Origin of the sequence: Burkholderia sp. CpTa8-5 (assembly GCF_017815045.1) — a bacterium.
Classification (GTDB): Bacteria; Pseudomonadota; Gammaproteobacteria; order Burkholderiales; family Burkholderiaceae; genus Burkholderia; species Burkholderia sola.
This window is the reverse complement of the sequence record NZ_JAGIQD010000012.1, coordinates 1-17,730: the sequence shown is the minus strand read 5'-3', so window position 1 is coordinate 17,730 and position 17,730 is coordinate 1. Positions and strand designations below refer to the sequence as shown.

The following is a 17,730-nucleotide window of genomic DNA, read 5'->3' as shown; positions in this document are numbered from 1 at the left end:
AGTCACGTGAGGGATGCGTCACTTGGGTTGACCTTTCGAGCCGCCGGACGTGTCCGCCGCGGCAATCGTGCCGCGCACGTTGCCGTAAAGCTCGATGACCCGGGTGACGTTGTTGTACTTCATGCCGTCGGTCGCGTTGACGAGCGACAGGCCGCGCTGAAGTTTAACCGGCTTTTCGGTCTGGATCACATCGTCATTGACGAAGATCCGGAAATGCTGCGAATCGGCCTGCATCTGCGGATCGCCGCCGCCGGCCGCGCGCAGGATGCGCGCATCGTCGTACAAATCGACGATCGACACGTCGCCGTTGACGGTGCCGCGCTTCGCGGTGGTCGTCACGACCGGCTTGCCGGGCTGGAACGCGCGCATGGCCGGATCGGTCAGGTCGCTGCCTTCCGTGTCTTCGTAATGAACCAGCTTCGCGGCCGTCAGCCGGTACTGGGTCGTGCCGGTCTGGTCGAGCTCGGTGACCGAGAAGTTGTCCGCGAAATAGTCGGGCGTGTGGCGTTTCGGCTGCGCGACGCCCTCGCCGGGCGGCGGCAGCGTGGCCTGCAGCAGCCACCAGGTGACGCCCGCGAGCGCAGCGACCGCGGCGAGCGGCAGCATCTGGGTCCAGCGGAAATGCGTGCTCATCGGTCAGGCTCCGCAGGCGGCGGCGAGCAGCGCGTCGTAGCGGCGCTGCGCGCGCAGGATCGCATCGCAGACCTCGCGCACGGCGCCGTGGCCGCCGCGGGCCTCGGCGACCCAGTGCGCGCGGGCGATCACCTCGGGGTGCGCGTTCGCGGGGGCCGTCGCGAAGCCGCAGCGCAGCAGCACCGGCAGGTCGGGCCAGTCGTCGCCCATGTAGCCGCATGCGTCGGCCGTCAGGCCGAGCGACGCGATCAGGTCGGCGAACACGGCGAGCTTGTTCTCGACGCCCTGGAACAGGTGCGCGATCTTCATTTCCTTCGCGCGCGCCGCGACGATCTCCGAGCGGCGGCCCGTGATGATCGCGGTCGCGATGCCGGCTTCGCCGAGCAGCTTCACGCCGTGGCCGTCGAGCGAATTGAACGACTTCATCGCGTCGCCGGCCGCGGTAAACAGCAGGCCGCCGTCGGTCAGCACGCCGTCGACGTCGAAAATCATCAGCTTCACGCGGCTCGCGCGTTCGGCCGCAGTCAGCGCTGCGCTCATCAGATCACCTTCTTCGAAAACAGGTCGTGCATGTTCAGCGCGCCGATCAGCGCGCCGTCGGCATCGACGACCAGCATCTGGTTGATCCGGTGGCGCTCCATCAGTTCCACGGCCTCGACGGCCAGATGATCCGGCGCGATCGTGCGCGGGTTGCGCGTCATCACTTCGGTGATCGGCAGCGTGCGGAAGTCGCCGTCGCGGGCGAGCACGCGGCGCAGGTCGCCGTCGGTGAAGATGCCGGCGACCTTGCCGTCGGCGTCGACCACGGCCGTCATGCCGAGGCGCTTCGCGGTGATCTGGAACAGCGCGTCCGACAGCGTCGCATCGAGCCCGACGGACGGGACGTCGTCGCCCGAGCGCATCACGTCGCGTACGTAGGTGAGCAGGCGCCGGCCGAGCGCGCCGCCCGGATGTGAGCGCGCGAAATCTTCCGAACCGAAGCCGCGCGCGTCGAGCACGGCGACGGCGAGTGCGTCGCCGAGCGCGAGCGCGGCGGTCGTGCTTGCGGTGGGCGCGAGGTTCAGCGGGCACGCTTCCTTCGACACCGCGGCGTTCAGGTGCACGTCGGCGAGCGTGCCGAGGCTCGACTCCGCGCGGCCCGTGATCGCGATCAGCTTCGCGCCGATCCGCTTCACGAGCGGCAGGATCGCGACGAGTTCTTCCGATTCGCCGGAATAGGAGATGCCGATGAAGACGTCGTCGGAGGTGACCATCCCGAGGTCGCCGTGGCTGGCCTCGGCAGGGTGGACAAAGAAGGCCGGCGTACCGGTGCTGGCCAGCGTGGCTGCGATCTTGCGGGCGATATGCCCCGATTTGCCGATCCCGGAGACCACGACGCGGCCGCGGCAGCCGAGCAGCAGCGCCACGGCCTCGACGAAGCCGCCGTCGAGCTGGTCGCGCAGCGCGCGCACGGCGTCCGCCTCGATGTCGAGCACGTCGCGGGCGAGCGCGAGCGCCCGATCATCATTGATTTTCGCTATCATGCGCGGAGTATAGCAAAGGCGTTTGTTCGCCGCGCCGCGCCTTCGGACTCGTCCGAAGCAGCCTGTCCACCGCCACCACCCCGCGCCCGCATTGCCGTGGCCCCGACGAACGAGGACGCTTCGCCCGTGATTTCCCCGCTCGAAATGACCCTGCTGCTGCTGCTGGCCTCGGTGGTGGGCGTCGTCGTATTCCGCTCGTTGAACCTGCCGCCGATGCTCGGCTACCTGACCGTCGGCATTCTGGTCGGCCCGCACGCGCTTGGCATCACGGCGGATCTCGAACGGGCCGAGCACCTCGCGGAATTCGGCGTGGTGTTCCTGATGTTCTCGATCGGCCTCGAATTCTCGCTGGCGAAGCTGAGGTCGATGCAGCGGCTCGTGTTCGGGCTCGGGCTGCTGCAGGTCGTCGCGACGCTGGTACTCGCGCTCGCGCTCGGCGCGCTGTTCGAGCGCTGGGAGCATCTCACATGGCAGGGCAGCATCGCGCTCGGCGGCGCGCTCGCGATGTCGTCGACGGCGATCGTGTCGAAGATGCTTGCCGAGCGGCTCGAGATCGAGACCGAGCACGGCCGCAACATCTTCGGCGTGCTGCTGTTCCAGGATCTCGCGGTCGTGCCGCTGCTGATCGTGATCGCCGCGTTCGGCGCCGAATCGTCGAAGGACCTCGCGCTCACGCTCGGCGTCGCGGCGGTCAAGATCGTGATCGCGCTCGCGCTGCTGCTCGTCATCGGCCAGCGCTTCATGACGCGCTGGCTCAACGTCGTCGCGCGGCGCCGCTCGCAGGAGCTGTTCGTGCTGAACCTGCTGCTCGTCACGCTGGGCGCCGCGTTCATCACCGACAAGTTCGGCCTGTCGCTCGCGCTCGGCGCGTTCATCGCGGGGATGCTCATTTCCGAGACGCCGTTCCGCCATCAGGTGGAGGAGGACATCAAGCCGTTCCGCGACGTGCTGCTCGGCCTGTTCTTCGTGACGACGGGGATGCTGCTCGATCCGCGCGTGATCTGGGAGCATCCGTTGATCGTGCTTGGCTTCTTCGTCGGGCAGATCCTGTTCAAGGCGACGATGATCGCCGGGCTCGCGCGGCTGTTCGGCGCGACGCCGGGCGTCGCGATGCGCACGGGGATCGGCCTCGCGCAGGCCGGCGAATTCGGCTTCGTGCTGCTGAACCTGATCCTCGACCGGCATCTCGTCGATTCGACGCTGCTGCAGGCGATCCTCGCGTCGATGCTGCTGTCGATGCTCGCCGCGCCGTTCCTGATTCAGAACGCCGACCGCATCGTGATGCGGCTGTCGTCGACCGAATGGATGCAGCAGTCGCTGCAGATGACGCGGATCGCGACGCAAAGCCTGAAGCAGCGCGGCCACGTGATCATCTGCGGCTACGGTCGTGCCGGGCAGAACCTCGCGCGCATGCTCGAGCAGGAAGGTATTTCGTACGTCGCGCTCGACCTCGACCCCGATCGCGTGAGCGCGGCCGCGACGGCCGGCGAATCGGTCGTGTTTGGCGACGCCGCGCGCCGTGAATCGCTGCTCGCGGCCGGTATCCATCGGGCGGCGGCCGTCGCGATCACCTACGCGAACACGCCGTCCGCGCTGCGCGTGCTGCATCACGTGCACGAGCTGGAGCCGACGCTGCCGGCGATCGTGCGCACCGTCGACGACGCCGATCTCGAGAAGCTGCTCGCGGCCGGCGCGACCGAGGTGATTCCGGAAATCGTCGAGGGCAGCCTGATGCTTGCGTCGCACACGCTGGTGCTGGTCGGCGTGCCGATGCGCAAGGTCGTGCGGCGCGTCGAGGAGATGCGCGACGAGCGCTACAGCCTGCTGCGCGGCTATTTCCGCGGCGCGGACGATGCGGACGACGACGACCACGAGCAGGTGCGGCTACAATCGGTGCCGGTCGATGCGCGTGCGGACGCAGTCGGGCGTTCGCTGGAAGAACTCGGGCTGTACGCGCTCGGGCTGGAAGTCACGGCGATCCGCCGGCACGGCATCCGCGGCGTCGAACCCGATCCGCAGACCAAGCTGCGCGCGAGCGACATCGTGGTGCTGCGCGGGCTGCCCGAGGCACTCGCGCTCGCGGAGGAGCGGTTGTCGCGCCATCGGCGCGATCCGCCGGCCGCGGCCGCATGAGCCGCGATTCACAACCTGACCCGTATTGATCAGAAACGGTGCCCGATCTTCGCGCACCGTTTTTTTCGGAGAGTTTCATGCCGCATTCGTCGTCGGGCGCACCGCTCGATCCGGTCGCCTTCATCCACAGCCAGATCCGCACGGTGCCCGACTGGCCGCAGCCGGGCGTGCAGTTCCGCGACATCACGACGCTGCTGCAGAGCCCGAAGGCGCTGCGCATCCTGGTCGACCTGTTCGTCGAACGCTATGTCGACGCGAAGCTCGACTACGTCGCGGGCCTCGACGCGCGCGGCTTCATCATCGCGCCGATCGTCGCGTACGAGCTGAGCGTCGGCTTCGTGCCGATCCGCAAGGTCGGCAAGCTGCCGTACAAGACGCGCTCGGAATCGTACGACCTCGAATACGGCAGCGCGACGGTCGAGATCCACGAAGATGCGTGCAAGCCCGGCGACCGCGTGATCATCATGGACGACCTGATCGCGACCGGCGGCACGATGATGGCGGGGCGCAACCTGCTGCAGCGGCTCGGCGCGGTGGTCGTCGAAGGCGCGGCGATCATCGACCTGCCCGATCTCGGCGGCTCGACGCTGCTGCGCGACGCCGGACTGCCGGTCTATACCGTTACCGAATTCGCCGGCCACTGAACGCCGGTCCGCTCCCGGGGCCAGCCGCGCCGGCTTGCCCCGGTTCACGCTTGGTTCACCTTCCGCAGCGAGGTCACGATGCCCAACTTCATGCTGTTTCTCGCCACGTCGGTCGCGATCACGTTCGCGCCGGGTCCCGACAACCTGCAGGTGCTCGCACGCGGCATCTCGCAGGGCCGCGCGGCCGGCTTCGTCGCCGCGCTCGGCTTCACGGCCGGGATCCTGTTCCACACGACGCTCGCGGCGCTCGGCGTCGCGGCCGTGCTGCGTTCGTCGCCGGTCGCGTTCCAGATCCTGAAGCTCGCGGGCGCCGCGTACCTCGTGTGGATCGGCATCAAGGCGCTGCGCAGCCAGGGCCTCGCGAACGCGCATGCGCGCCCGCCGCAGCCGCTCGCCACGATCTTCCGGCAGAGCGTGATCGGCAACCTGATGAACCCGAAGGTCACGCTGTTCTTCGTCGTGTTCCTGCCGCAGTTCGTCGATCCGCACGGCGCGCAAAGCGTGACGCTGCAGATGTTCGAGCTCGGCGCGCTGTTCATGCTGCAGACGGCCGCCGTCTTCTCGCTGTTCGGCGTCGGCGCGGGCATGATCGGCGCGTGGCTGAAGCGTCGCCCGAAGGCCGGCGTGTGGCTCGACCGGATCGCCGGCGCGACGTTCATCGCGATCGGCATCCGCGTCGCGCTGAAGGACTGAGCGCGATGACGTTTCCGTGCATCGCGGCCGCGCGCCGCTTCGATCCGGCCGCGCACCTGCGTTTCGAGATCGCCGGCCAGGCGGTCGGCTGGGTGCGCCGCCAGGACGTCGCGAAGCTCGCGCGCTGGCCCGACGTGTTCGAGCTGACCGCCGAGCGGGTCGTGCTGTCGGCGCGCTACGATTCGGTCGACGCGCGCAGCATGGCGCTGGCCAGCGCGATCGGCGCGCTCGCCGCCGAAGGCGCGATTCCCGGCTGGCGCGACGAGATCTACGCGATCCGCAACCGCTTCGACGATCCGCCGCTCGCGTACATCGAGCGCGCCGCGTCGCGCTTCTTCGGCACGCAGACCTATGCGGTGCACGTGAACGGCATCGTAGAATATGCGGTTACGCCGGGCGAGCCGCCTGCGGCGGCCGCGCCGAAGATGTGGCTCGGCCGTCGCAGCGAGACCAAGGCGACCGACCCCGGCATGCTCGACAACGTCGTCGCCGGCGGGATCGGCTGGGGGCTCGGTGTTCACGAGACGCTCGCGAAGGAATGCTGGGAAGAAGCCGGGATTCCGGCCGACCTGGCGGCGCGCGCGATCGCGGGCCGTGCGGTGCAGGTGCTGAACTCGCTGCCGGAAGGCACGCAGTCGGAACTGATCCTCGTGTACGACCTGCCGCTGCCGCACGACTTCGCGCCGCGCAACCAGGACGGCGAAGTGGCCGAGCACCTGCTGGCCGGCGTGCCCGAAGTGATCGCGTGGCTGCGCGAAGGCCGCGCGACGATGGATGCGAGCCTCGCGACGCTCGACACGCTGCTGCGCCACCGCTGGATTGCGGCGGCCGACGCGGCCGGCATCGACGCGCTGTTCGTGCCGGGCGCGTGACGCGCGCTGCGCGCGCAGCCGGGCGGCGCAAGCGGGCAATTTGACGAATACGGAAACAATGGGAGTAGCGGTCATGCCGACCGATCACAGCTTTATCTTGAAACTGTCGTGCCCCGACCGGCACGGCATCGTCCATGCGGTCTCGGGCTTCCTGTTCGAGCGCAGCAACAACATCCTCGATTCCGCGCAGTTCGGCGACAGCCGCACCAGCGAGTTCTTCATGCGCGTGCACTTCGAGCAGGACGGCGGCGGCGAGGATGCCGCGTCGGCGCTCGACACGCTTCGCAAGGAATTCGCGCCGCTCGCCGAACAGTTCTCGATGCGCTGGGAGCTGCACGATGCGGCCGTGAAGCCGCGCGTCGTGATCATGGTGTCGAAGATCGGCCACTGCCTGAACGACCTGCTGTTCCGCTATCGCACCGGCCAGTTGCCGATCGAGATTCCGGCGATCGTGTCGAATCACAAGGAGTTCTACCAGCTCGCGGCGAGCTACAACATTCCGTTCCATCACTTCCCGCTGATCGGCGGTTCGTCCGATGCCGCGAAGGCCGCGCAGGAAGCGCGCGTGCTGGAAGTGATCGACGAGCACCAGGCCGATCTGGTCGTGCTCGCGCGCTACATGCAGATCCTGTCGCCGAACATGTGCGCGCAACTCGCCGGGCGCGCGATCAACATCCACCATTCGTTCCTGCCGAGCTTCAAGGGCGCGAAGCCTTACTACCAGGCGTTCGACCGCGGCGTGAAGCTGATCGGCGCGACCGCGCATTACGTGACGACCGATCTCGACGAAGGCCCGATCATCGAGCAGGAAGTCGAGCGCGTCGACCACAGCATGACGCCCGACCAGTTGACCGCGATCGGCCGCGACGTCGAGTGCGTGACGCTCGCGCGGGCGGTGAAGTGGCACGTGGAGCACCGGATCGTGCTGAACGGGACGAAGACGGTCGTGTTCCGCTGATCCGTCGGCCGCGAAAGGCCGGCTGCGCAAGCGAAAACGCCGCGCCCTTCACGGGGCGCGGCGTTTTTGTTTGCCGTGCGCGAGCGGGCGGTTTCAGATCAGCCGCAGCAGGTACAGCTCGCGTTTCAGGTACGCATAGAAGATCGGCGCGGCGACCACGCCCGGCAGCCCGAACGCGGCTTCCATGATCAGCATCGCGAGCAGCAGCTCCCATGCGCGCGACTCGATCTGGCCGCCGATGATCTTCGCGTTCAGGAAGTATTCGAGCTTGTGGATGACCACGAGGAACGCGAGCGACGCGATCGCGGTGCCCATGCTGACCGACAGCGACACCGCGACGATCAGCGTGTTCGAGATCAGGTTGCCGATCACGGGCAGCAGGCCGACGATGAACGTGACGAGCACGAGGGTTTTCGACAGCGGCAGCCGCTGATGGAAGATCGGCAGCGCGACGAGCAGGTAGATGCCGGTGAATGCCGCGTTGATCGCCGAGATCTTGATCTGCGCGAACACGATGCGGCGGAACGCGTCGGCGAAGCGCGACACGCGCGTGACGAGCGCGGTGGACAGCGGCCGGCGCACCTTGCCCTGCTCGACGCCGATCGCGATCATCGCGCCGATGATCATCCCGAACAGCACATGGCCGAAGCCGCGCGCGACGCTCTTGCCGCTTTGCTGGAGCTGGTCCATGTGCGAGTGCATCAGCACGGCCGCCTTCGTCTTCATCTGCTCGACGTCGACGGGCAGCAGATTGGCGATCCAGGCCGGCGTGCGTGCGCGGGTCTGCTCGACGATCTGCATCAGCTGGCCGAGCAGGCTCTGCAGGTTCGGCACCGTGTGCTCGAAATGCTCGATGATCGCGAGCGTCAGGCCGGTGAGCGCGCCGACGATCGCGATCGACAGCAGCACGACCGCGACCCAGCGCGCGCGCATGCTGGTGGTATGGCGCTCGATCACGGGTGCGATCGTGTGGATCAGCTGATAGACGAGCAGGCCGGCCAGCATCCCGCCGAGCAGCTTGAGCTCGAGGACGAGCCACATCATGACGAGCGCGAAGAGATAGCTGCCGATCTCGAGCGCCGACAGCTTCGGCAGGCTCAAGTCGCTCGTCAGCCGCACGCTGCGCAGGTGCGGCTCGCGGTTCTGCGTGTCGCGCGACTCTTGTTGCTTCTCCATCGTGGATTCCTGTTGTCCCTGTGTCGTGCCGCGGAGCACGCGGCAGAGCGCGGGTCGCCCGGCGCCGCACCGGATTGGTGCGGATGGCGAACCTTACGGCCGTAAAGTATAGCTGCCATTATGGGCCGCAAACGGGGGGTTTGGCGCGTGGTGTAAACGCAGAAGGGAAAACGAGGGGGCGCGGCCGCCCTCGACGCGCGCGCGGCCGGGCGGCCGCGCGCGGGAAGGGCGGAACGGCGTCAGCCGGCCGCGACTTTGCGGGTCGGACGCTTGAGCAGCGGCGCGAGGTACTTGCCGGTGAAGCTCGCCTTGGTCTTCGCGACCTGCTCGGGCGTGCCCTGCGCGATGATCTGGCCGCCGCCGGCGCCGCCTTCGGGGCCGAGGTCGATCACCCAGTCGGCCGTCTTGATCACGTCGAGGTTGTGCTCGATGATCACGACCGTGTTGCCCTGGTCGCGCAGCCGGTGGATCACTTCGAGCAGCAGTGCGATGTCGTGGAAGTGCAGGCCGGTGGTCGGCTCGTCGAGGATGTACAGCGTGCGGCCGGTGTCGCGCTTCGACAGCTCCAGCGACAGCTTCACGCGCTGCGCCTCGCCGCCCGACAGCGTCGTGGCCGACTGGCCGAGGCGGATGTAGCCGAGGCCGACGTCGAGCAGCGTCTTCAGCTTGCGCGCGATGACCGGCACCGCGCTGAAGAACGCGTACGCGTGCTCGACCGTCATGTCGAGCACTTCGCTGATGTTCTTGCCCTTGTACTGCACTTCGAGCGTTTCGCGGTTGTAGCGCTTGCCGTGGCACACGTCGCACGGCACGTACACGTCCGGCAAAAAGTGCATCTCGACCTTCAGCACGCCGTCGCCCTGGCACGATTCGCAGCGGCCGCCCTTCACGTTGAACGAGAAGCGGCCCGGATCGTAGCCGCGCTCCTTCGACGTCGGCACGCCCGAGAACAGCTCGCGGATCGGCGTGAACAGGCCCGTGTACGTGGCCGGGTTCGAACGCGGCGTGCGGCCGATCGGCGACTGGTCGACGTTGATCACCTTGTCGAAGTGCTCGAGGCCCTCGATCGCCTCGTGCGCCGCCGGCTCGGCCGACGAGCCGTACAGGTGGCGCGCGACTGCGTGATACAGCGTGTCGTTGATCAGCGTCGACTTGCCGGAGCCCGACACGCCGGTGATGCAGGTCAAGAGGCCGACCGGCAGCTCGAGATCGACGTGCTTCAGGTTGTTGCCGTGCGCGTCGACGATGCGCAGCATCCGCTCGGGGTCGGGCGACATGCGCTCGTCCGGATACTCGATCACGCGCTTGCCGACGAGGTACTGGCCGGTCAGCGACTGCGGGTTCGACTGCACCTGCTTCGGCGTGCCTTCGGCCACCACGACGCCGCCGTGCTCGCCCGCGCCCGGGCCCATGTCGACGACGTAGTCGGCCGTGCGGATCATGTCCTCGTCGTGCTCGACGACGATCACCGAGTTGCCGAGGTCGCGCAGATGCTTGAGCGTCGCGATCAGACGGTCGTTGTCGCGCTGGTGCAGGCCGATCGACGGCTCGTCGAGCACGTACATCACGCCGGTGAGGCCCGAGCCGATCTGCGACGCGAGCCGGATGCGCTGCGCCTCGCCGCCCGACAAGGTCTCGGCGCTGCGCTCGAGCGACAGGTAGTCGAGGCCGACGTTGTTCAGGAAGGTCAGGCGCGCGACGATTTCCTTGATCACCTTGTCCGCGATCTCGCGCTTCGCGCCGTCGAGCGTCAGCCCGTCGAAATAGCCGAGCGCGTCGCGCAGCGGCCAGCCGCTGATTTCATAGATGCCGCGGGCATGGTCGCCGGTGCCGATCCGCACGTGGCGCGCCTCGCGGCGCAGGCGCGTGCCGTCGCACGACGGGCACGGCTGGTTGTTCTGGTACTTCGACAGCTCTTCGCGCACCGCGACCGAATCGGTCTCGCGATAGCGGCGTTCGAGGTTCGGGATGATCCCTTCGAACACGTGCTCGCGGATCGTCGTGCGGCCGCGCTCGTTGATGTACGAGAACGGGATCGTCTGCTTGCCCGAGCCGAACAGCAGCACCTTGCGGATCTTTTCGGGGAGATCCTCGAACGCGGCGTCGATGTCGAATTCGTAGAACGCCGCGAGGCTCTGCAGCATCTGGAAGTAGAACTGGTTGCGGCGGTCCCAGCCCTTCACCGCACCGGCGGCCAGCGACAGCGACGGGTGCGCGACGACCCGCTTCGGGTCGAAGAACGTGATCTGGCCGAGGCCGTCGCATTCCGGGCACGCGCCCATCGGGTTGTTGAACGAGAACAGGCGCGGCTCGAGCTCCTGCAGCGAGTACGAGCAGATCGGGCACGCAAACTTCGAGCTGAACAGGTGTTCGCGGTCGGTATCCATCTCGAGCGCGATCGCGCGGCCGTCGGCGAGGCGCAGCGCCGTCTCGAACGATTCGGCGAGCCGCTGCTTCATGTCCGGACGCACCTTCAGGCGATCGACGACGACGTCGATCGTGTGCTTGTCGTTCTTCTTCAGCTTCGGCAGCGACTCGACCTCGTAGATCTTCGCGACGCCTTCGTTCGCGGCGCCGCCGCCCGAGCGCACGCGAAAGCGCACGAAGCCCTGCGCCTGCATCTCCTCGAACAGCTCGGCGTGCTCGCCCTTGCGGTTCGCGACGACGGGCGCGAGGATCATCAGCTTGGTTTCCTCGGGTAGCGCGAGCGCCGCGTCGACCATCTGCGACACGCTCTGCGCCTCGAGCGGGATGTCGTGGTCGGGGCAGTACGGCGTGCCGACCCGTGCGTACAAAAGTCGCAGGTAGTCGTGGATTTCCGTGACCGTGCCGACGGTCGAACGCGGGTTGTGGGACGTTGCCTTCTGCTCGATCGAGATCGCCGGCGACAGCCCCTCGATCAGGTCGACGTCGGGCTTCTCCATCAGCTGCAGGAACTGGCGGGCGTACGCGGACAGGCTTTCCACGTAGCGGCGCTGGCCCTCTGCATAAAGGGTGTCGAACGCGAGCGACGACTTGCCCGACCCGGACAACCCGGTAATCACGACCAGCTTGTGGCGCGGCAGGTCGAGATTGACGTTTTTCAGGTTGTGGGTGCGTGCCCCACGGATACGGATCTGTTCCATGAACCTGGCGAAAATGGAGGGAACCAAACCTGCTACTATAACGGCTTTTCGAGACCGTCGTTTACGGCCCCCAGCCTTTACAGCAGGTGGCAGCAAGGCGACACCTGCGCCGGGAAAAGCGGTCGCGCCGCACGTTCCGCGCGGCCCGCAGGCCGCCTGCATCCGGCCCCGACGTGTCGTCCGAAAGGCCGCCAGGCCGCCGGTCCTGATCTTCCGCCGCCCGCCGCCGGGCGGACATTCCGATCATTCGAAATTCATTCCCGATGTCCAATCCGTCTGCCACGTCTTCCCGCATGACTGCGCCCGAACTGCGCGCGACCACGTCGCTCGCGGCGATCTTCGCGTTGCGCATGCTCGGCCTGTTCATGATCATGCCGGTGTTCTCGGTCTACGCGAAAACCATCCCGGGCGGCGACAACGTGCTGCTCGTCGGGATCGCGCTCGGGGCCTACGGCGTCACGCAGTCGCTGTTCTATATCTTCTACGGCTGGGCGTCCGACAAGTTCGGCCGCAAGCCGGTGATCGCCACCGGCCTCGTGATCTTCGCGCTCGGCAGCTTCGTCGCCGCGTTCGCGCACGACATCACATGGATCATCGTCGGCCGCGTGATCCAGGGGATGGGCGCCGTGTCGTCGGCGGTGCTCGCGTTCATCGCCGACCTGACCTCCGAGCAGAACCGCACGAAGGCGATGGCGATGGTCGGCGGCTCGATCGGCGTGTCGTTCGCGGTCGCGATCGTCGGCGCACCGATCGTGTTCCACTGGGTCGGGATGAGCGGGCTGTTCGCGATCGTCGGCGTGCTGTCGATCCTCGCGATCGGCGTCGTGCTGTGGATCGTGCCCGACGCGGCGAAGCCCGTGCACGTGCCCGCGCCGTTCGCCGAGGTGCTGCACAACGTCGAGCTGCTGCGCCTGAACTTCGGCGTGCTGGTGCTGCATGCGACGCAGACGGCGCTGTTCCTCGTCGTGCCGCGCCTCCTGGTGGACGGCGGGCTGCCGGTCGCCGCGCACTGGAAGGTCTACCTGCCGGTGATGGGGCTCGCGTTCGTGATGATGGTGCCGGCGATCATCGTCGCGGAAAAACGGGGCAAGATGAAGCCGGTGCTGCTCGGCGGCATTCTGGCTATCCTGATCGGCCAATTGTTGCTCGGCAGCGCACCGCATACCATTCTGATTGTGGCGGCGATCCTGTTCGTGTACTTCCTCGGGTTCAACATCCTGGAAGCGTCGCAGCCGTCGCTCGTGTCGAAGCTCGCGCCGGGTTCGCGCAAGGGCGCGGCCACGGGGGTCTACAACACCACGCAGTCGATCGGGCTCGCGCTCGGCGGCATCGTGGGCGGCTGGCTGCTGAAGCACGGCGGCGCGAACACGGTGTTTTATACGTGCTCGGGGCTCGTTGCCGCGTGGCTTATAATCGCGGCCAGCATGAAAGCGCCGCCGCGCAAGGCCTGAATCTTGTTTCGGGCAGGCATCGGCCGCGCGCCGGCCTGTCCGGCGGGCCGTTCCGGCGATACGCGCGGGCGGCCCGGCATCGAATTTACTGGAGAAACACATGGCATCCGTCAACAAGGTCATCCTCGTCGGCAATCTCGGCGCCGATCCTGAAGTCCGTTACCTGCCGAGCGGCGACGCGGTTGCGAACATCCGTCTCGCGACGACCGACCGCTACAAGGACAAGGCAAGCGGCGATTTCAAGGAAATGACCGAGTGGCATCGCGTCGCGTTCTTCGGCCGTCTGGCGGAGATCGTCAGCGAATACCTGAAGAAGGGGTCGTCGGTCTATATCGAAGGCCGCATCCGTACGCGCAAGTGGCAGGGCCAGGACGGCCAGGACCGTTACTCGACCGAAATCGTCGCCGAACAGATGCAGATGCTCGGCGGCCGCGGCGGTTCGGGCGGCGGCGGTGGCAGCGGTGACGAAGGCGGTTATGGCGGCGGCTACGGTGGTGGTGGCGGCGGTCGCGGCGAGCAGGCGGAGCGTGGTGGCGGCGGTGGCCGTGCCGGCGGCGCAGCGCGCGGCGGTGCGGGTGGCGGCGGCCAGAGCCGTCCGAGCGCGCCGGCAGGCGGCGGCTTCGACGAGATGGACGACGATATTCCGTTCTGATCGCCGGTCGCACCCTCGCATCACGATGGGCCCGAACGTCCGAGTCAAGCCAGTCGCTTGGCCCGGGTTTTCGGGCCTTGCTTCGTTTACGTCGTGCCTGCACGCCGCTCTCCGGATCAAACGTGGCTGACGCACTCGCCGACCTCATCGCACCCCATCTCGACGTCCTGTTCTGCGGGATCAATCCCGGCCTGCTCGCGGCCGCGACCGGCCATCACTTCGCGGGGCGAAACAACCGCTTCTGGCGCGTGATCCATCTCGCGGGCTTCACGCCGACGGAACTTTCGCCGCAGGACGATCGCGCGATACTCGGTTACGGCTGCGGGCTGACGGCCGTGGTGTCGCGGCCGACCGCGAGCGCCGATCAACTGTCGCGCGCGGAATTCGCGGCCGCGGGCGCCGGGTTCGAGCAGAAGGTCGCGCAGCATGCGCCGCGCTTCGTCGCGTTTCTCGGCAAGGCCGCGTATTCGGCGCTGTCGGGGCAACGCGAGGTCGCGTGGGGATTGCAGCCGGCCCGCATCGGGCATGCACGCGTGTGGGTGCTGCCGAACCCCAGCGGCAGAAACCTCGCATTCGGGCTCGACGATCTGGTCGACGCGTATCGCGAGCTTCATCTCGCGGCGATGACGGAGCGGCACGATGCGACGCGGTAAGCCGCCGGCGCCATGGCCGGGCGCCATCGTCCCGCGCGCATTCTTCAACCGCATGGCCACCGAGGCGGCGCCGCAATTGCTCAACAAGATCCTCGCGTCCGCGGACGGCCGGGCCGGCCGCATCGTCGAAGTGGAAGCGTATGCGGGCGCGCTCGATCCGGCCGCGCACACCTATCGCGGCAAGACGCCGCGCAACGCGACGATGTTCGGGCCGCCCGGGCACTTCTACGTGTATTTCACGTACGGGATGCACTGGTGCTGCAACTGCGTGTGCGGCCCGGACGGCGCGGGAACGGGCGTGCTGATCCGTGCGCTGGAGCCGCTGCACGGGCTCGACCAGATGCGGGCGGCGCGGCCGCCGCGCACGCGCGATCGCGACCTGTGCCGCGGGCCGGCCCGGCTGACGCAGGCGATGGGGATCGGCGGCGCGCAGGATGGCGTCGACCTGGTCGGCGCGCGCGACGGGTTCGCGATCGTCGACGACGGGATGGCGCCGCCCGCCGATCTGGCGGGCGGGCCGCGCATCGGCATTCGCGTCGGCCAGGATCTGCCGTGGCGGTGGAGCGTGCCCGGCAACCGGTACGTGTCGGGCGCCGTGCCGCGCGTCTGACACATCGCGCGTCCAAGTCGCGTACTCGTCGCGTCCAATTCGACCTGCGTCACGCGGTCGCCATTATTGATCGGCTAAGCTGGCCGTTTCGACGTTTCGATCGAGGAGGCGCCATGCGACGGGTCGTATTCAACCAGAAGGGCGGCGTGGGCAAGTCGACGATCGTCTGCAACCTCGCGGCGATCAGCGCGAGCGAAGGGTTGCGCACGCTCGTCATCGATCTCGATGCGCAGGCGAACTCGACGCGCTACCTGCTCGGCGACGCCGCGGACGATGCGCAACCGGGCGTCGCCGGCTTCTTCGAAACCGCGCTGACCTTCAACTTCCGTCCGGTCGACGTCGCGTCGTTCATCCACGCGACCCCGTTCGACGGGCTCGACGTGATGCCCGCGCATCCGGATCTCGACACGCTGCACGGCAAGCTCGAATCGCGCTACAAGATCTACAAGCTGCGCGACGCGCTGAACGAACTCGACATGTACGACGCCGTGTACATCGACACGCCGCCCGCGCTGAATTTCTATACGCGCTCGGCGCTGATCGCGGTCGAGCGCTGCCTGATCCCGTTCGACTGCGACGATTTCTCGCGCCGCGCGCTGTACACGCTGCTCGAGAACGTGAAGGAAATCCAGCAGGACCACAACGCGGCGCTCGAGGTGGAAGGGATCGTCATCAACCAGTTCCAGCCGCGCGCGAGCCTGCCGCAACGGCTGGTCGACGAGCTCGTCGACGAAGGGCTGCCGGTGCTCGCGTCGCGGTTGTCCGCCTCGGTGAAGATCCGCGAATCGCATCAGCAGTCGACGCCGGTGATCCATCTCGAGCCGGCGCACAAGCTCGCGCAGGAGTTCCGCGCGCTGCATCGCGAACTGGCCGGCTGATCCCGCGCGCGACCGCATCGACCGAGGCCGCTTCGAGCGGCCTTTTTTGTCGCGACCGGCCATTCATCCGATTATTGATTTCGTCATTAATAATCAAGAAAACGATTTCACAACAAATCGAGAAAAAATATTACATAAATGATTGCTCCATTTTCAATGGGTGCCGGTTTTCTAATAAGCGGAATAATGAATTGGCAAATATTGCGCCACGTCATGATGCGCTATGCTGCAAAAAGGTAAAAACGAATGGCGGGCCGCTGAGGGTGGCGTCTTGTCTGAGATTTCGCCGCGCCTGCGGCTTCGGCTGCTGGTCAAAAGGGTAATAAGGGTTTATACCTAGTATTAATGCCATTTAATTGACAATTAATCGATCTAGAATGACTTCCTTCCACTGCCCGTGCTCAAACAGGTGCGGGCTGTCAATAAGGAAGCAGCGGTCGATCAAGCTTCCGTTTTTCTTTACGTCGTCTCTCGCATTGCCAACAGGAGCGTGCCCGATGTCCGTATTTGCCCCCGAAAAACTCGCCGCCGATTATCAATCCGGTATCGCCGCGTGGTTTGCGATCGCCCGTCCGGCGATCCACGGTTTCGAGGCTGTCGTCGAACTCAACCTGCAAGCGGCCCGGACGGCGCTCGAGGAATACGAGGACAAGCTGAAGAACGCGTTCAGCAGCAACAACCCGGCCGCGGGCTTCGTGCAGCAGGTCGCGGTGCCGCAGGACGCGGCCGGCAAGGTCGTGTCGTACGGCCGCCATCTGTTCGACATCGCGGTGTCGACGCAGTCCGAATGGGCGAAGGTCGCGCAGGCGCAGTACGAACAGAACGACAAACGCCTGAAGGACGTGCTCGGCGAACTGACGAAGCATGCGCCGGCCGGCTCGGCACCGGTAGTGGCCGCGCTGAATTCGGCGCTGTCGGCGGCGAGCGCCGCGGCCGACTCCGTGCGCGCAGCGACGGGGCAGGCGATCGAGGCGGCGCAGAGCGGCTTCGATGCGGTCAGCGAAACGGCCACGCGCGGCGCGAAGCAGACGGCAGCGGCCGCTCGCAAGGACGCTGCGGCTGCGCGCGACTCGGCTGCGTAACCGCGTGAATGCGTGTCGCGCGCAGGCGCGACACGATTGATCGGCGCCGGATGGCGCCGGCCGCCGCGTGTGCCACGCGCGGTCCGGCAAACATCCGGTTCGCCGCCAGACGCCCGTGCACGGTTGCCCGTGCGGCGGTGTGCCGTGCCGCCGGTGCGGACGGAAGCTGTCCGCCAATACGGCGGCGGGCGGCGCCATCGCCATGTGCGACCGTCTCGTGCCGGCGTCGCCACGACGAACTGATTTCGATGCAGGAACTGAACATGACGGATGTAGTGATCGTATCGGCCGCGCGGACCGCGGTCGGCAAATTCGGCGGCTCGCTCGCGAAGATTGCGGCGCCGGAACTGGGCGCGACGGTGATCCGCGCGGTGCTGGAGCGTGCGGGCGTGAAGCCCGACCAGGTCAGCGGAGTGATCATGGGCCAGGTGCTGACGGCCGGCTCCGGGCAGAACCCGGCGCGGCAGTCGGTGATCAAGGCGGGGCTGCCGAGCGCGGTGCCGGGCATGACGATCAACAAGGTGTGCGGCTCGGGCCTGAAGGCCGTGATGCTGGCGGCGAACGCGATCATCGCGGGCGACGCGGAGATCGTGATCGCGGGCGGCCAGGAGAACATGAGCGCGGCGCCGCACGTGCTGCCGGGCTCG

Annotated in this window: 17 protein-coding genes; 12 read left to right on the top strand and 5 right to left on the bottom strand. The window is 67.2% G+C overall.

What is annotated here, in order from left to right; genetic code table 11:
* Positions 1-18 precede the first annotated feature (18 nt).
* The 3 genes from lptC to kdsD are packed head-to-tail and all read right to left on the bottom strand — an operon-like array spanning position 19 to position 2,156.
* Positions 19-633, bottom strand: coding sequence for an LPS export ABC transporter periplasmic protein LptC (gene lptC, locus J8I35_RS19265; protein ID WP_012329238.1), 615 nt, complete (start codon positions 631-633; stop codon positions 19-21).
* Between the two features lie 3 nt (positions 634-636).
* Positions 637-1,173, bottom strand: coding sequence for an HAD family hydrolase (locus J8I35_RS19260; RefSeq protein ID WP_050014885.1), 537 nt, complete (start codon positions 1,171-1,173; stop codon positions 637-639).
* Positions 1,173-2,156 carry an arabinose 5-phosphate isomerase KdsD gene (kdsD, locus tag J8I35_RS19255; RefSeq protein ID WP_209926586.1) on the bottom strand — a complete coding sequence of 328 codons (984 nt, stop codon included), beginning with the start codon at positions 2,154-2,156 and terminating at the stop codon, positions 1,173-1,175. The genes J8I35_RS19260 and kdsD overlap by 1 nt, the downstream gene beginning before the upstream one ends.
* 126 nt (positions 2,157-2,282) lie before the next feature.
* Here kdsD and J8I35_RS19250 point away from each other — a divergent pair, with 126 nt between their 5' ends.
* From J8I35_RS19250 to purU, 5 genes are all read left to right on the top strand, one after another.
* Complete coding sequence (locus tag J8I35_RS19250) at positions 2,283-4,289, top strand: monovalent cation:proton antiporter family protein (protein WP_050014889.1); 2,007 nt, start codon at positions 2,283-2,285, stop codon at positions 4,287-4,289.
* A 77-nt stretch (positions 4,290-4,366) separates the two neighbouring features.
* Positions 4,367-4,933 (top strand): adenine phosphoribosyltransferase, encoded by a 567-nt coding sequence (locus J8I35_RS19245; protein WP_126363367.1) that lies wholly within the window; start codon positions 4,367-4,369, stop codon positions 4,931-4,933.
* Between the two features lie 78 nt (positions 4,934-5,011).
* Positions 5,012-5,626, top strand: a complete 615-nt coding sequence (locus J8I35_RS19240) for a LysE family translocator (protein WP_050014892.1) — start codon at positions 5,012-5,014, stop codon at positions 5,624-5,626.
* Positions 5,627-5,631: 5 nt separating this feature from the next.
* Positions 5,632-6,498 carry an NUDIX hydrolase family protein gene (locus J8I35_RS19235; RefSeq protein ID WP_209926585.1) on the top strand — a complete coding sequence of 289 codons (867 nt, stop codon included), beginning with the start codon at positions 5,632-5,634 and terminating at the stop codon, positions 6,496-6,498.
* Positions 6,499-6,571: 73 nt separating this feature from the next.
* Complete coding sequence (purU, locus tag J8I35_RS19230) at positions 6,572-7,456, top strand: formyltetrahydrofolate deformylase (protein WP_050014896.1); 885 nt, start codon at positions 6,572-6,574, stop codon at positions 7,454-7,456.
* 93 nt (positions 7,457-7,549) lie between these two features.
* Here purU and J8I35_RS19225 read toward each other — a convergent pair whose 3' ends face one another.
* Both J8I35_RS19225 and uvrA read right to left on the bottom strand, forming a co-directional pair.
* Positions 7,550-8,632, bottom strand: a complete 1,083-nt coding sequence (locus J8I35_RS19225; RefSeq protein WP_050014898.1) for a hypothetical protein — start codon at positions 8,630-8,632, stop codon at positions 7,550-7,552.
* A 239-nt stretch (positions 8,633-8,871) separates the two neighbouring features.
* The gene (gene uvrA / locus J8I35_RS19220; RefSeq protein WP_124593407.1) at positions 8,872-11,757 is read right to left on the bottom strand and encodes an excinuclease ABC subunit UvrA; all 2,886 of its coding nucleotides are present in this window, start codon (positions 11,755-11,757) and stop codon (positions 8,872-8,874) included.
* 263 nt (positions 11,758-12,020) lie between these two features.
* Between uvrA and J8I35_RS19215 the strand changes: the two genes are divergently transcribed.
* The 7 genes from J8I35_RS19215 to J8I35_RS19185 all read left to right on the top strand — a co-directional run.
* A complete protein-coding gene (locus J8I35_RS19215; RefSeq protein ID WP_021162585.1) occupies positions 12,021-13,208 on the top strand; it encodes an MFS transporter in 1,188 nt (395 codons plus the stop codon).
* A 100-nt stretch (positions 13,209-13,308) separates the two neighbouring features.
* Positions 13,309-13,860, top strand: a complete 552-nt coding sequence (locus J8I35_RS19210) for a single-stranded DNA-binding protein (protein WP_050014902.1) — start codon at positions 13,309-13,311, stop codon at positions 13,858-13,860.
* 122 nt (positions 13,861-13,982) lie between these two features.
* Positions 13,983-14,513: a G/U mismatch-specific DNA glycosylase gene (mug, locus tag J8I35_RS19205; RefSeq protein WP_050014903.1), complete on the top strand. Its 531-nt coding sequence runs from the start codon at positions 13,983-13,985 to the stop codon at positions 14,511-14,513.
* Entirely contained in the window at positions 14,500-15,123 is a 624-nt protein-coding gene (locus J8I35_RS19200) for a DNA-3-methyladenine glycosylase (protein WP_124680164.1), read from the top strand. The genes mug and J8I35_RS19200 overlap by 14 nt, the downstream gene beginning before the upstream one ends.
* Before the next feature lie 113 nt (positions 15,124-15,236).
* A complete protein-coding gene (locus J8I35_RS19195) occupies positions 15,237-16,001 on the top strand; it encodes a ParA family protein (protein ID WP_050014907.1) in 765 nt (254 codons plus the stop codon).
* Positions 16,002-16,498: 497 nt separating this feature from the next.
* Positions 16,499-17,083 carry a TIGR01841 family phasin gene (phaP, locus tag J8I35_RS19190; protein ID WP_209926584.1) on the top strand — a complete coding sequence of 195 codons (585 nt, stop codon included), beginning with the start codon at positions 16,499-16,501 and terminating at the stop codon, positions 17,081-17,083.
* A 263-nt stretch (positions 17,084-17,346) separates the two neighbouring features.
* Positions 17,347-17,730, top strand: a 384-nt coding sequence (locus tag J8I35_RS19185) for a beta-ketoacyl synthase N-terminal-like domain-containing protein (RefSeq protein ID WP_280884565.1), incomplete at its 3' end; no start/stop codon positions are given.